Annotated in this window: 12 protein-coding genes and 1 riboswitch; of the genes, 3 read left to right on the top strand and 9 right to left on the bottom strand. The window is 58.6% G+C overall.

Annotated features, from left to right (window positions below):
* Positions 1–46: 46 nt before the first annotated feature.
* Positions 47–1,387, bottom strand: coding sequence for a class-II fumarase/aspartase family protein (locus tag CR159_RS06520; protein ID WP_102073199.1), 1,341 nt, complete (start codon positions 1,385–1,387; stop codon positions 47–49).
* Between the two features lie 141 nt (positions 1,388–1,528).
* On the opposite strand from CR159_RS06520, the gene CR159_RS06515 reads away from it, so the two are divergent.
* From CR159_RS06515 to CR159_RS06505, 3 genes are all read left to right on the top strand, one after another.
* Complete coding sequence (locus CR159_RS06515) at positions 1,529–2,266, top strand: GntR family transcriptional regulator (protein ID WP_233208199.1); 738 nt, start codon at positions 1,529–1,531, stop codon at positions 2,264–2,266.
* Positions 2,267–2,373: 107 nt separating this feature from the next.
* Entirely contained in the window at positions 2,374–2,889 is a 516-nt protein-coding gene (locus CR159_RS06510) for a DUF4142 domain-containing protein (RefSeq protein WP_158238513.1), read from the top strand.
* 30 nt (positions 2,890–2,919) lie between these two features.
* Positions 2,920–4,032 carry a DJ-1/PfpI family protein gene (locus tag CR159_RS06505; protein ID WP_102073196.1) on the top strand — a complete coding sequence of 371 codons (1,113 nt, stop codon included), beginning with the start codon at positions 2,920–2,922 and terminating at the stop codon, positions 4,030–4,032.
* A gap of 15 nt (positions 4,033–4,047) precedes the next feature.
* On the opposite strand, the gene CR159_RS06500 is transcribed toward CR159_RS06505, so the two are convergent.
* From CR159_RS06500 to CR159_RS06465, 8 genes are all read right to left on the bottom strand, one after another.
* Positions 4,048–4,935 carry an NAD(P)/FAD-dependent oxidoreductase gene (locus tag CR159_RS06500; protein ID WP_102073195.1) on the bottom strand — a complete coding sequence of 296 codons (888 nt, stop codon included), beginning with the start codon at positions 4,933–4,935 and terminating at the stop codon, positions 4,048–4,050.
* Positions 4,936–5,061: 126 nt separating this feature from the next.
* The gene (locus CR159_RS06495; protein WP_233208198.1) at positions 5,062–5,448 is read right to left on the bottom strand and encodes a DUF4870 family protein; all 387 of its coding nucleotides are present in this window, start codon (positions 5,446–5,448) and stop codon (positions 5,062–5,064) included.
* A gap of 85 nt (positions 5,449–5,533) precedes the next feature.
* The gene (locus CR159_RS06490) at positions 5,534–6,094 is read right to left on the bottom strand and encodes a sugar O-acetyltransferase (protein WP_102073194.1); all 561 of its coding nucleotides are present in this window, start codon (positions 6,092–6,094) and stop codon (positions 5,534–5,536) included.
* Between the two features lie 77 nt (positions 6,095–6,171).
* The gene (locus tag CR159_RS06485) at positions 6,172–8,631 is read right to left on the bottom strand and encodes a membrane-bound PQQ-dependent dehydrogenase, glucose/quinate/shikimate family (protein ID WP_102073193.1); all 2,460 of its coding nucleotides are present in this window, start codon (positions 8,629–8,631) and stop codon (positions 6,172–6,174) included.
* Between the two features lie 77 nt (positions 8,632–8,708).
* On the bottom strand, positions 8,709–10,115 hold the full coding sequence (locus CR159_RS06480) for a GntP family permease (protein ID WP_102073192.1): 1,407 nt from the start codon (positions 10,113–10,115) through the stop codon (positions 8,709–8,711).
* Positions 10,116–10,232: 117 nt separating this feature from the next.
* Entirely contained in the window at positions 10,233–10,865 is a 633-nt protein-coding gene (locus CR159_RS06475; RefSeq protein WP_102073191.1) for a LysE family translocator, read from the bottom strand.
* Positions 10,866–10,884: 19 nt separating this feature from the next.
* Positions 10,885–10,965: riboswitch (ZMP/ZTP riboswitch) on the bottom strand.
* 72 nt (positions 10,966–11,037) lie between these two features.
* Complete coding sequence (locus tag CR159_RS06470; protein ID WP_102073358.1) at positions 11,038–11,973, bottom strand: LysR family transcriptional regulator; 936 nt, start codon at positions 11,971–11,973, stop codon at positions 11,038–11,040.
* A gap of 75 nt (positions 11,974–12,048) precedes the next feature.
* Positions 12,049–12,837 carry an enoyl-CoA hydratase gene (locus CR159_RS06465; protein ID WP_102073190.1) on the bottom strand — a complete coding sequence of 263 codons (789 nt, stop codon included), beginning with the start codon at positions 12,835–12,837 and terminating at the stop codon, positions 12,049–12,051.
* Positions 12,838–12,846: the final 9 nt, after the last annotated feature.

Below are 12,846 nucleotides of genomic sequence, written 5' to 3'. Positions count from 1 at the left end.
ATGTCTCCTGCGTATGTGGTTAGCGGGCCGATAGTGACCCAGTGAGTCAAGCAAAGTGACGCATGCGGTCCACCATTTTCTGAGCTGATCCCAGATAGTTCGCGGGATCGCATAAGTCATTGATGGTGGAGCGGTCGAGTCTGGATGAAACCGATGGATCATCGTGCAGCACTTCCGACAGAGCACGGCCTTCGGTTGCTGCTTTACGGCAGGCGTCGTAGACGACGTCGTGTGCCGTCTGGCGCCCTATGTGTGGGGCGAGTCCCATCATTACTGCTTCCGCAACAATCAATCCGCCGGATATGGCGAGATTGCGCCGCATGCGCTGCGTGTCTACTTCGAGTCCGGCGAGCATGAATTTCGCCTGATGCAATGACCCGGCAGTAAGCACGAATGCCTCGGGAATGGCGGACCATTCAATATGCCACGGGCCGGTGGCACGTTCGAAGTCCTGCATGATGGAGTCCAGCGCGAGTCCGGCGTGTTGACGTACAGTCTTGGATGCGCTCCACATCAGTTCACATGAAATAGGATTGCGCTTTTGCGGCATTGTGCTGGAGGCACCGCGTCCTTTTACGAAGGGTTCGAAGGCTTCGCCGAATTCGTTTGTCATCATGATCATGACATCGACAGCGATTTTCCCCAGTGAGGCCGTAACCAGTCCGAGGAACTGGACGGCTTCTGCCAACCCATCACGTGCGACGTGCCATGTAACCGGTGTGGCGCCCAATTTGAGTTCTGTCATGAGTTCGGCGTGTACCGCCAGGCCATCATCGCCCAGAGACGCCAAGGTACCCGCGGCACCGCCAAATTGGCCGACCAGTACGCGCGGTTTCAATTGCATTAAGCGTTCACGATGGCGTCGTATCATCAGCAGCCAGACAGCAGCCTTATAGCCAAACGTGATAGGAAGCGCATGCTGAAGGTGCGTGCGTCCAGCCATCGGGGCATCGCGATAGCGTTCCGATAGCGAAACCAGCAGGCCATCGATCTCTTCCAGGTCCGCTTCGATGATGGCCAGTGCATCGCGGATCTGTAACACCGTTGCGGTGTCCATGATGTCTTGTGTTGTCGCCCCCCAGTGAAGGTATTCCCCTTCCGGCCCGCAAAGCTTGGATAGCTGATGGACGAGCGGCAGAATCGGATAGCCGACGATCTCGGTCTCTTCTTTCAGGATATGCATGTCGATCTGGGACGCGTCTGCTCGCGCGGCAATGGCCTGGGCGGCAGCCTCGGGGATAACGCCCAGCTTTCCCTGCACCACAGCCAGGGCGACCTCGGTTTCGACATAGCGGCGTACAGTTGCGGCATCGTCGAATACGGCTCGCATTGCAGGAGTGCCGAACATGTCTTTGAAGATCGCTGATTCGAGAACGGAAATGGGCATGATTAATGTTCGTCCATATTAAGTTGTTCGAACATATTAATGTGTGCTGTACTTGCTTGTCAATGCACTTTCATTAACTATTTCGGCTTAGGCATTCAGCGTTGTTCTAGCTCGCATACAGGCTAAAATCAGCAGAACTTATTGCTTATCCATGTCATGACAGCCATCCGCTATACCAAGGTTTCAGAAATTCTGGCGCGCCGCATCGCCGAAGAGCGTTATCCCGTCGGCTCCCTGATGCCCACTGAAAAAGATCTGATGGCAGAGTTCAATACCAGTCGACACACAGTCAGGGCGGCCCTGCGCCAGTTGCAGGAAGCGCGGCTGGTTTCCCGCCGGCGTGGAAGCGGCACCATAGTCGAAGCCAAGACATCCAGTGCCGGGTTTAACCAGTCCCTTACTTCGCTCGAAGATCTCGTCTACTTGGCCGCGACAACGCCCAGGCAGCTACGCGCGGCGAAGCAAGTGGTCGTGGATATTGATTTGGCCCAAGTGCTTGGGGTTGGGGGAGGAACGCGCTGGCTCCGGTTCAGTTCTACCCGCCACGGAGAAGATGGGAATCCGATTGTTTGGACCGATGTCTATGTAGATCCACAATACAGCGGGATAAAGAGGGTCGTTGAAGAGACTCCGGATCGGCTGATCTCAGAGCTGATTGAAGAAAAGTATGGCCGGCGAATTACCTCGGTGGGACAAGACATTACTGCCTGCGCAATGCCCCCATCCGTGGCAAAACTCTTGAAGGTCGAGCCCGATTCACCTGGCCTGTTCATTCTCAGGCAGTATCGCGATGCGGCCAGCGAGCTCGTCGCTGTATCAGTGTCCTATCATCCCGCCGGACGCTACAAATTCTCGACTACGCTAATCCGTCAAACATAGCCTGGCGCGCGACACCAAATGCAATGCTGCAACAGATATGAAGGCTAGGCAAGTCACTTGCTGCACGCCGTGGATGCCCAGACTGTCTGGGTTTTCAGGAGAATAACGTGAAATACCTTGCAACCTTACTTCTCTCGCTGGCCCTGGCTGCGCCGACCGTGGTCAACGCCCAGGCCGCGAGCGTTAGCGAGCGGGACGCACGCTTCCTCCAGGCAGCGGCGAACTCCGGCCTCTTTGAGATGCAAGCCAGCCAGTTGGCCATACAGGCAGCAAGCCAAGAGCGCATCAAGGAATTTGCGCGAATGATGCTGGTGGAGCACGAGAAAATCGATGGTGACCTCAAGAGCCTGGCCATGATGCGAAACATCGAGCTGCCGATAGACCTTGAGGGAGATCGCCAAGATACGCTGGACGCGCTGCAACAGGACACAGGTGCCGGTTTTGATAAACGATATGTCGAGCAGGTGGCCGTCGAAGCACACAAACAAGCCGTAACGCTGTTCACGGAAGCGTCTGAAAAGTCCGAAGACGATGAGATCAAGGCGTTTGCGGGCAAGGCGCTAAAGACACTGCAGCAGCATCTCCAGCATGCACAGAACCTTGCGGAGGCCGCGTTTCGGTAATCCCCACTTTTCGATCATGGAGGGGCGACCATGTTCAGATCGATATGGGCCATTATGGCGGTGTGCATTGCCGCGTTCAGCCTTACCAGCATTGCAGCAAACGCGCCGGTATCCGCCAGGGCTGGCGATGCATTCAGCCAGCAGCAAAAGCAGGCATTCATTGACGCGCTCAAGCCCCGGCAGGAAGACAGGCCGCTGATAGCTATTCTTGCCTTGAACGAAGGCACTGAAATGACGGATCTGCTACTGCCTCACGCTCTGCTCAAGCGCGCCGACGTGGCCGATGTACAGCTTGTTGCGCCGCATTCCGGTCGGGTGAATCTGTATCCCCCGGCGCTGCAAATTGAAAGCGCACAAGATACTCACCGCTACGACCAGGATCACCCCGGCGGTGCCGACTACATAATCGTGCCGGCGATGGAGCCCGATAATGATCCTGCCGTAACGGCGTGGCTTCGTGGGCAGGCGAAACAGGGAGCGATAGTCATTGGCGTTTGTTCCGGCGTACGGGTGGTAGGGCAGGCCGGTCTGCTTGACGGGCGGCGCTTCACCGGCCACTGGTACGACCGCAGCACGCTGCTTGAGTACCCGGGTGTCACGTATGTCCCGCAGCAGCGCTACGTGGCCGACCGCGGCGTCGCCACGACCACCGGCATTTCGGCGTCGGTGCCGGTCACGCTTGCGCTGATCGAGGCAATCGGCGGTCAGGAAAAGGCCCAGGCGCTGGCTGCCGAGATAGGTGTGGAGTCATGGGGCCCCGAGCATGACAGTGATCGCTTCGGTCTTAATTCAGGGCGCGCCTGGAGCTACATGATGAACAAGGCGGCATTCTGGCGTGGCGAAGAGTGGGTCGTCGACGTGAAGGATGGCATGGATGATGTCGCCTTGGCACTGGCGGCGGATGCCTGGTCGCGTACCGGGCATGTCAGCATCCAGGCCGCATCACCAGCCGGTCCGGTGACGTTGCGCAGCGGATTGGTGCTGGTGGCGCGACCCGCTGACAAGGCTATGCACCGCTTGCCCCTTTCTTCGGAGCTCAAGCCCATGAACCAGTTGGACCGCACGCTAAGCCAGATTGCCGAGCGCTATGGCGCCAAGCAGCGGGACTGGGTGATGCAGGAGATGGAATACGCAGGAAGATAGCGTGGGAGCCAGTCCTTAGTCAAACACTAATGACAGGTGCGTTGCGACGCCCGCGAGGGCGCCGTCGCCTACCGCCAGGGCCACGGAACCCGATGGCCTTGCCGCGTCTCCGCAGGCGAATACTCCCGGTACTGACGTCTCCTTGGACAGGTCAGTTCGGATGAAGGGGCCGCAGCTGCCTTCCTCGATGTCGCAGCCCAGCTGTTCGGCCAGCGTACTGGCGAGCGTGGTTTGTGGCGTCGTGAAAAGGCCTTTCAGCGCAATGAGACGGCCATCGGTCAATTCGACATTGGCCTCTTCGCCCAGGACACGCGCAATAGGCGTTCGCTCTATGGATGCCCCCCGGTCTTGCAATTTGCGCAACTGATCCGGTTCCGGCGCGAATGACTCATTGATGAAGAACGTCACCTTTCCCCAATCGGGCACCATCAGGCCGTGGTGCATGGATCCTTCCGAGGTGGCCAGCACGCCGATATTGCCTTCGTCCAGTTCGTAGCCATGGCAGTAAGGACAGTGGAATACACTTTTACCCCACCGCTCGGGCAGGCCTGGAATGTCCGGCAAATGGTCGATGACGCCAATTGCCAGTATCAGCCGTTGCGCAGCGTGGGTCTCACCGGAGTCAACCGTGACGAGGAATGAATCGCTGCGGGCTTCGACCCGTGTGGCACAAGCCTGTACACAGTGAACGCCCGGGTAAGCCAGCACCTCGCGGCGCGCTTCCTGCGCAATACCCGCCGCTGAGCGGCCGTCATGGGTTAGGAAGCCGTGGGAGGTTTCGGCATACCGGTTCCGTCGTTGTCCGGCGTCGATAACGCAGACTTTGCGACGCGTACGCGCAAGCTGCAGGGCAGCCGATAGGCCGGCATAACTGCCGCCCACTATGATGACATCGCAATCCATGTCTGTGTCCCGATCGTTATGAGCCAAGACGTCATCATCAAGCGGCGTGCCCAAAGAGCGATCGGTAGGCAGGTTTTACACAATATCGGCGTCAGGTGTTTAGCCGCGGGCACGCTGCCCGGTCGATTACCAGATGCCCTTGCCGTCGTTAAGGTAAAGAAAGCCGCGCACGATGCGGTAGATGTACCAAATGCCGACGACGAACATGACAATGAAGCCGATGTACACCAACGCCAGTATCAGGGCGACGATGGACCATAGCACGCCATACCAGAAGGTGCGTATCAGGAAACTTAGGTGTTCAGCATAGATGGTTCCTGAATATTCTTTGCGCTTCAGGTAAGCCACGATCAGGCCGATGACCGTTGGCACGCCGCCCAGGAACAAGCCCAAGGCGTACAAACCATAAACGATCATGGTGTAATTCTTGAAAGACTTCAGCTGTTCGTCATTGACCGGGGAGTGCCCGGTCGTCGGGGCCGCTGTAACTACGTGATGGTTGTCTGGTTGCATTTGGGTCGACTTGAAATTGTTGAGGTAGCACTACGGTCGCACCGATTATACGTAGGCGGGCACCGGACCGTATTTTGCCGTCGTCTTAAGCTTCGATTTCGCGCACGACGCGGCAAGGATTGCCTGCCGCGAATACATCATCGGGTATGTCCTTGGTGACGACACTGCCTGCGCCGATAACAGAACGTGCGCCGATGCGTACGCCGGGGCAGATAACAGCGCCGCCTCCCACCCACACGTCGTCGCCTATCTCGATGGCCTTGCCCAATTCCAGTCCGGTCCTTCGGTCGGCCGCCCGCATGGGATGCGTGGCTGCGTAAATCTGCACCGCTGGCCCGAAGAGTACACGTGCGCCTATGCGTATCGGGGCGACATCCAGGACCACGCAATTGAAATTGAAGAAGACATCGTCCCCAAGCGTTATATTGCCGCCGTAGTCGCAGAAGAATGGCGGTTCTATCCAGGTATTTGCTCCGCAGTTGGGTATCAGGTCCTTGATCAACTCGGGGCGCGCCTCGAGATCCTCCGCAGAAGCCTCGTTCAATCTTTTGAGAAGAATCCGGCGTTGCCGGCGCTCTTCGCATAGCTGGGGGTCAAACGCATCGTAGAGCTCACCGCCCAACATTTTCTCTTTTTCGGTTTGCATCAGGCCTCCGCTGCAGTGTGCATGATCAAGGGCCGCCGTAGCGGCCCGCCCTGGCAACAACGCCTGTTCAGGCTCGATTACTTTCCTTCCGGCAGAGCCCACGCAATAACGCTGTCGCCCAGTTTGGTCTCCATACGGTCGTGCCCGCCAATCGCGGCGACGATGTACTGGCGCCCGTTTATTTCGTAACTCAGCGGGTTGGCTTGCGCGCCGGCGGGTATCCTCACTTCCCAGAGCAGTTCGCCGGTCTCGGTGGAAAAGCCGCGCAGGAACTGATCCAGGCCCGCGCCTACGAAAGCAAGACCGCCGGCCGTCGTGAGCGATCCACTGTTATTGGGCGTGCCCATTTCAAGCTTGATGTGAGATTTGATTCCAAGGGGCCCGGCATCGTAGCCCGTACCCAGCGGCCGACGCCAAATGACTTCTTTGGTGCGCAAGTCAGTACCCGATATATAACCCCAGGGCGGTGCGATACAAGGCGTGTTCAACACGGACATCCATGGTTTTTTGCGGGCGCCGTATTTCGAGCCCATTTGAGCCATATATCCCGGTGTTTCGCTTTTGCCGCGAAAGACCGACACCACACCCAGTTCATCCATTTTCTCTCGGGTATAAACCTGTTCCGTATAGGGAAGCCGGTTGCTGTTCATGATGAGGATACCGCGCTGTATATCAACCGATACGCCGCCCCAGTTGATGCCGCCATGGTTGCCGGCGAATGCGAGCGATCCCTGCAGGGTGGGAGGTGTATATGGACCGTCGTAGCGCAGGCGCATGAATTCGATCCGGCACTGCAGTTGGTCCAGGGGCGTGATGCCCCAGGCATCGCTTGCCTTCAGGACTTCCATGTCCTTGCTCGGCGCACCGACCGTGTTGGGCATTTCGGGCGACAAAGGCTGCGTGGCAGCCGTGAATTCATCGGTATCCGTGCCTTGCGGAACAGGGGCCTGGACCACGGGAAGAATAGGCTCGCCGGTGGCCCGGTCCAAGACATAGACCTGGCCATTCTTGCTGGCCTGCAATACTGCCGGGCGCGTGCCATTGGCGGTCGGGAAATCGATCAGGTTGGGTTGCGGGCTGAGATCGAAGTCCCACAGATCGTGATTGACTGTCCGGAAATGCCAGCGCTCCTGGCCGGTCGCCGCGTCAAGGGCCACCAGCGAGGCGGTGTATTCCTCCTCCTGCTCGGTCCGGTCCGCACCATAGAAATCACTGGCCGGGTTGCCGGTGGGCAGGTAGACCAGGCCCAGCTCGTCGTCACCCGCCAGCAGCGACCATACATTGGGTGTGCTGCGCGTATAGGTTTCACCCGGTGGCGGGGGAGTGGTGACGCCCGGGCGGCCCAGGTCCCAGGCCCAGCGTTGTTCACCCGTCACCGCGTCGTATCCGCGCACGACGCCCGATGGGGCGTCCCTTTCCGTTCCATCACGGACCTGGCCGGTGCCGATGATGGCAACGCCGCGCATGATCAGTGGCGGCGAGGTCGGTGCGACGAAACCGGGCAAGTCGTTGCCGGTTCCCTCATTCAAGTCGATATAGCCCTGTTCACCAAAATCCGTGCACAGCTCGCCCGTTTCGGCATCGAGGGCGCCCATGCGACCGTCGACCATGGGCCAGATGATGCGCTTGCCGCATTGGGCGGCCGAATCCGCAGCCTGGAAGTAGGCGACGCCGCGGCAGGTGCTGGCCGCTATATTGCTCATGGCTTCGCGATCGACCTCGGGATCGAACCGCCACTTTTCCGTGCCATTGGCGGCATCGACTGCAATGACTATCTGGCTCGGCGTACACACGTACAGCGTGCCGTCCACCATCAGTGGCGTGTTCTGAAAGGCGTATGAATACTTGGCGTCCTCCGGCTTGTTGTCGCCGGTATGAAAGTGCCAAGCCTCTTCCAGCTGATGCACATTGTCGGGTGTAATTTGTGCGCTCGGGCTGAATTTATGCGAAAGATTGGACCCGCCATACGAGGTCCAGTTGCTCGCATCATGGTTGGCAGCGACGTTGCCGTCGGGCGAGGACACGGTGGCGCTGCTGAAGGGTTCTGCGGGGCGATTTTGCGCCAGCGCGGGATCCGCAAGCTCTATATTGGATGGGTTAAGCAGCGGAAACACCATCAGCGCAATCATTACCAGCGGCAGTACGCCCGCGCTAGCCAGGTATAGCGGTTTGCTCAACCCACGGAAAGTTCGCGTCACCACGATCCAGAAAGCGAGGAGCAACAGGCCAAAGCCGCTAATCCAGGCCAGGCGCGGTATCAACGACCAGCCGTCCAGGCCCACTTCCCATAAGGCCCAAACCAGGGTAAGCAGCGACGCGACACCAAATACAAGAACTCCTGTACCGCGGCGTAAGGCCAGCAGCACGCCAGCCGCGACGGTGGCAATGCCCATTAAGGCGTAATACCATGAGCCGCCCTCGAAGATCAGGATGGCGCCGAGCCCCAGCATTGCAGCGCCGAAAAGAATCAGCAGCAGCGTATAAAGCCAGAAAGCCCAGAGCGCGACGCGCGAGACAGAGTTGCGGTGTTCTTGCATGATTGTTCCTCCTTAATCTGGAGGCGGCAAGCAAGTTGCATTCCTGTGGCGATACGCGCGCCGGCTGGCGGCTTGCGTCAGAAGCTGCCGAAAATCGTACCGAGCGTAATGACCGTGATCAGTGCAACCATTGGGACGGCCATCGTTACCGCGGCAATGTTCAGGTAGGACTGACGGTGGGTAAGCTTGCAGATAGCCAGCAGCGTGATGATGGCACCACAATGCGGCAAGGTGTCAAAGCCCCCGGCGGCCATCACGGCCACGCGGTGCATCAGCGCGGGATCGATACCGGCCGCTTCCGCCATGCGCAGATAATCCGGACCCAGCGTCTGCAGCGCAATGCTCAAACCCCCGGACGACGAGCCGGTAATTCCTGCCAATACGTTCATGGCAATGGCTTCGGATATCAGCGGATTGCCAGGAGTCACGTTCAGTACGGCATCGCGAATGATGGCAAAGCCCGCCAGACCCGCGATAACGGCACCGTAGCCAACCTCGGAGGCCGTGTTGAACAGCGGCAGCATGAAACCATACACGCCCTTGTTGACGGTTCCGCGCAAATCGGTCCAGTGACCCAGGCGCGACACGATGAGTGTTGCACACGCCACGGTAAGGGCAATGATAAGGGCCCACAGTCCGATCACCTTGGCCGGCGTTATATGCGGAAAATGGTCCGTCACAAAGCTCATGTCCATGCGCGGAAACACCACATAGGTGAAGAGCGCGTTCACACCAATGACAAGAATGAGCGGCAGCACGGCCAAGGCTAGCGGCATGTGCGACAGCGCGCCACGATCCAGGTCTCCGCTTGCGGCATCATCCCCATCATCTTCATGCTGACCATAGCCTTCGCCAGCCAGGCGGGCGCTGTTCGCGCGGCTGCGCAGCCACCACAGGCCTCCGAACAGCATGATGGCGGCTCCAATGAGCCCCAGACCAGGCGCCGCAAAGACGTTGGTGCCGTAATAGGGAATGGGGATGGCGTTCTGGATGGCGGGTGTGCCGGGCAAGGCCGTCATGGTGAAGGTGAAGGAACCGAGCGCAATGGTGGCCGGCACCAGTCGTTTCGGAATGTCGGCGGTGCGGAAAAGATCCTTGGCGATAGGGTAGATGGCAAACGCGACGACGAAAAGCGATACGCCCCCATAGGTAAGGATCCCGCAAGCCAGCACAACCGTGACGATGGCATGCTTATCGCCAAGTTTGTCGACGATCCAGCGCGAAATTGTGTGGGCGGCGCCGGAGTCCGCCATCAACTGGCCGAACAGCGCACCAAGCAGGAAGATGGGCAGGAACTGGATCACATAATTGCCCAGTGCCTTCATGAATGTATCGGTATAGGTGGGCAGGTAGATGCCAATGTCACCGGAGAGCAGAACCGCCAATGCGGCCATCAGTGGCGCCAGAAGCAGTACGGTAATGCCTCGATAGGCCAGGTACATCAGTAATAACAGGGAAACGACAATCGCCAAAGTGCTGGCCATGCTGAAAAACTCCGAGATAGAAAGCTGCAACGATGCCCTGTCGGGCAGGGGGAGTGTAGCAGCCGCCTATTCCAGTGTTTTACGGGACAAAGCGCGTCGCACCAGGGACTTTGCTTGTTAGCGCCGGCCTTCCGTCATCATTTTGACGGCGAGACCCGCCAGAACGGTACCCATCAACCAGCGCTGAACGAACATCCATCCCGGACGGCGGATCAGGAAGCCGGCGATAGAACCCGCTGCAATGGCAATCACCGTGTTCACGCTGATGCTGATAGCAATTTGGGTGGAACCCAGGACGAGCGACTGCATAAGGACGCTACCGTTTTCTGGGGTGATGAACTGAGGCAGCAGGGATAGGTACATCACTGCAATCTTAGGATTCAGGAGATTCGTGAAAAACCCCATCATGAATAGCTTGCGGGGGCTGTCTTCGGGTAGATCACGTAGCTGGAAAAGCGAGCTGCCGCCGGGGCGTACCGCATTCCACGCGAGCCACAACAAGCAGAGGGCCCCTGCGAACCGGAGTGCATCGTAGGCATAGGGAACCGCCATGACCAGAGTGGTGATGCCCAGTGCTGCGGACGCCATGTAAAAGACAAAGCCTAGCGCGATGCCCCCAAGCGAAGTCAGCCCGCTACGCCACCCTTGGCAGATCGAGCGCGAAATCAAATAAATCATGTTTGGCCCAGGGGTGAGGACCATGGCCAACGAGATGAGAGCAAAGGCAACGAGATTGGGTGTATCCGGCATGGCAATTCTCCGTCAGAGGAAAGGATGCCCAGGCGCACGGCTTCAAATGCCCGCACTCCCCGATGGTTTTCCATCTTGAGCGCCAGTCATGCAAGCATTCTGGATAATAACGTATGCTTGATGTTGCGGTGCAAATTGGGTATGGATATAGCAATACCCCGCAGGCGTACCGTCAGATGGCCGGATCCATTTCCAAGGCGCGGGCCGCCACCACGGCGGGATCATTCAGCAGAATCTGTGCGAATTCGTGTATTTGACCCTTGTGTTGAGCGTCGCCTTGCATAAGCAGGTGAAGATGACGCACGGCCCAGGGCTCGGCGATGGGAACCGACTGTATGCGACCCGCCATGATTCTGTTGTGCGCGACGCTCTGTGGCACGATCGCAAGCCCCACTCGCGCCTCCACCAAGTACAGCACAGAAGAGAAATCCTGAACATGCACACGGGCGTTGAACGCGTGGCCGTCGCGCTTGGCTTGGGCATCGAGGAATACAAAGTTGCTGCTTTTGCGATCCACGCTCACCACGTCGTGCTGCAGCATTTCGCGCAGGCTGATGCTGGCATGCCCCACTACGGGATGATCATTGGGCACCACGCAGACCAGCCGGTCAATGGCATACAGATCCGAAAGCAATCCTTCAAACCGCGACCGGGCAGGACCCGCCACCACACCTATGTCGGCGTCGCCGGCCTGGATCATGGTGGGGATGGACAGACTGTCTTTTTCTCGCAGGTCCACATTGATGCTGGTGTTGGCAACCAGGAAGCGGGCCAGGCTGGGAATAATGAAACCGTTTAGCGCACTGCTGTTTGCCAGCAGTCGAATGCTGCCTTTCAGATTGCGTGAGTAGTCGCATAGCTCATTGTGCATGACCTCTACGTCGACCAGCAGCCTGCGGGTATGGCGCAACAGAACCTCACCCGCTGGCGTCAGCATCATGCCTTTGGGCGTGCGGTCGAACAGGGCGCTACCCACTGCATATTCCAGGTTCTTGAGGCGGTAGCTGGCCGACGATGCGGTCATGTACATGGCCGATGCACCCGCCGAGAGATTCTGGGCGTCGACGATGGCCTTGAACAGGCGCAGGTCTTTCAGTTCGTATCGCATGCGTTCACCCGCCGTGGCAATCACGTATAAAGGGTCCACAGCATAACGCTGGCCATGGCGGGGAACAAGCTGGCTTTACTTTGCCGCGGCGCGGCGTGCCTTCTCTTCCACAAATTTGCCCATATAACGCTGTGGCTCTCCGGTGGTAAATGCCGCGGCGAATTCATTGACGCCATTACGTATCGAGGCCTCCAGCGGCTCGTCTTCCCATTCACGCAACAGGCGCTTCTGCTGCGCCAGTACCTGGGTGCCCAGCTGGGCGAGGCCATCGGCCACGCGCGTGATTTCCGTATCCAGGTGGTCCGGTTCGACGACGCGGTCGAGCAGGCCCCAGGCCAGCCCTTGCTGGGCGTCCGCCACTTCGCCCGTCAATAACATCCATGAGCTTCGCGCCTTTCCGATGAGGCGAGGCATGAGAGCGGCATGAATGATGGACGGGATGCCGACCTGTACTTCCGGCATCCCAAGCCGAGCGGCTGTGGACCCAATGCGCAGGTCACACGCTAGCGCGAATTCCAGTCCCCCTCCCAGCGTCCAGCCGGGTATCCGTGCAATAACGGGAATGGATAGCAGGCGCACACCTTCGCACAGCTGACGCAACTTTTCGATAAAGACCGCTGCGCTTTGCTGATCAAGTTTGGCCATTTCCTTGATGTCCGCGCCGGCCACGAACGCCTTGTCGCCATGACCGCGCATGATCAGCACACGAACAGCGGGCGTGCGTGCAACATGCTCAAGGGCTGCCAGCAAGCCTTCAATAACGGGCGTACCCAGAATATTCAAGCTACCCGCATTGCAGATTGTCAGTGTGCCGACGCCGTTGGGAGCAACGGCAAGCGTGGCGTGTGTGTTTTCGTATTCCATTCCTGTTTC

This window comes from Pollutimonas subterranea (genome assembly GCF_002849655.1).
Taxonomy (GTDB): domain Bacteria; phylum Pseudomonadota; class Gammaproteobacteria; order Burkholderiales; family Burkholderiaceae_B; genus Pollutimonas; species Pollutimonas subterranea.
This window is presented reverse-complemented; position numbering and strand designations above follow the sequence as displayed.

Bases quoted from the DNA above. Each gene is read 5' to 3' on its own strand.
- CR159_RS06490 (WP_102073194.1), bottom strand. From the start codon at position 6,094: ATGCAAACCGAAAAAGAGAAAATGTTGGGCGGTGAGCTCTACGATGCG.
- CR159_RS06500 (WP_102073195.1), bottom strand. From the start codon at position 4,935: ATGGATTGCGATGTCATCATAGTGGGCGGCAGTTATGCCGGCCTATCG.
- CR159_RS06465 (WP_102073190.1), bottom strand. From the start codon at position 12,837: ATGGAATACGAAAACACACACGCCACGCTTGCCGTTGCTCCCAACGGC.
- CR159_RS06520 (WP_102073199.1), bottom strand. From the start codon at position 1,387: ATGCCCATTTCCGTTCTCGAATCAGCGATCTTCAAAGACATGTTCGGC.
- CR159_RS06475 (WP_102073191.1), bottom strand. From the start codon at position 10,865: ATGCCGGATACACCCAATCTCGTTGCCTTTGCTCTCATCTCGTTGGCC.
- CR159_RS06505 (WP_102073196.1), top strand. From the start codon at position 2,920: ATGTTCAGATCGATATGGGCCATTATGGCGGTGTGCATTGCCGCGTTC.
- CR159_RS06480 (WP_102073192.1), bottom strand. From the start codon at position 10,115: ATGGCCAGCACTTTGGCGATTGTCGTTTCCCTGTTATTACTGATGTAC.
- CR159_RS06470 (WP_102073358.1), bottom strand. From the start codon at position 11,973: ATGCGATACGAACTGAAAGACCTGCGCCTGTTCAAGGCCATCGTCGAC.
- CR159_RS06485 (WP_102073193.1), bottom strand. From the start codon at position 8,631: ATGCAAGAACACCGCAACTCTGTCTCGCGCGTCGCGCTCTGGGCTTTC.
- CR159_RS06495 (WP_233208198.1), bottom strand. From the start codon at position 5,448: ATGCAACCAGACAACCATCACGTAGTTACAGCGGCCCCGACGACCGGG.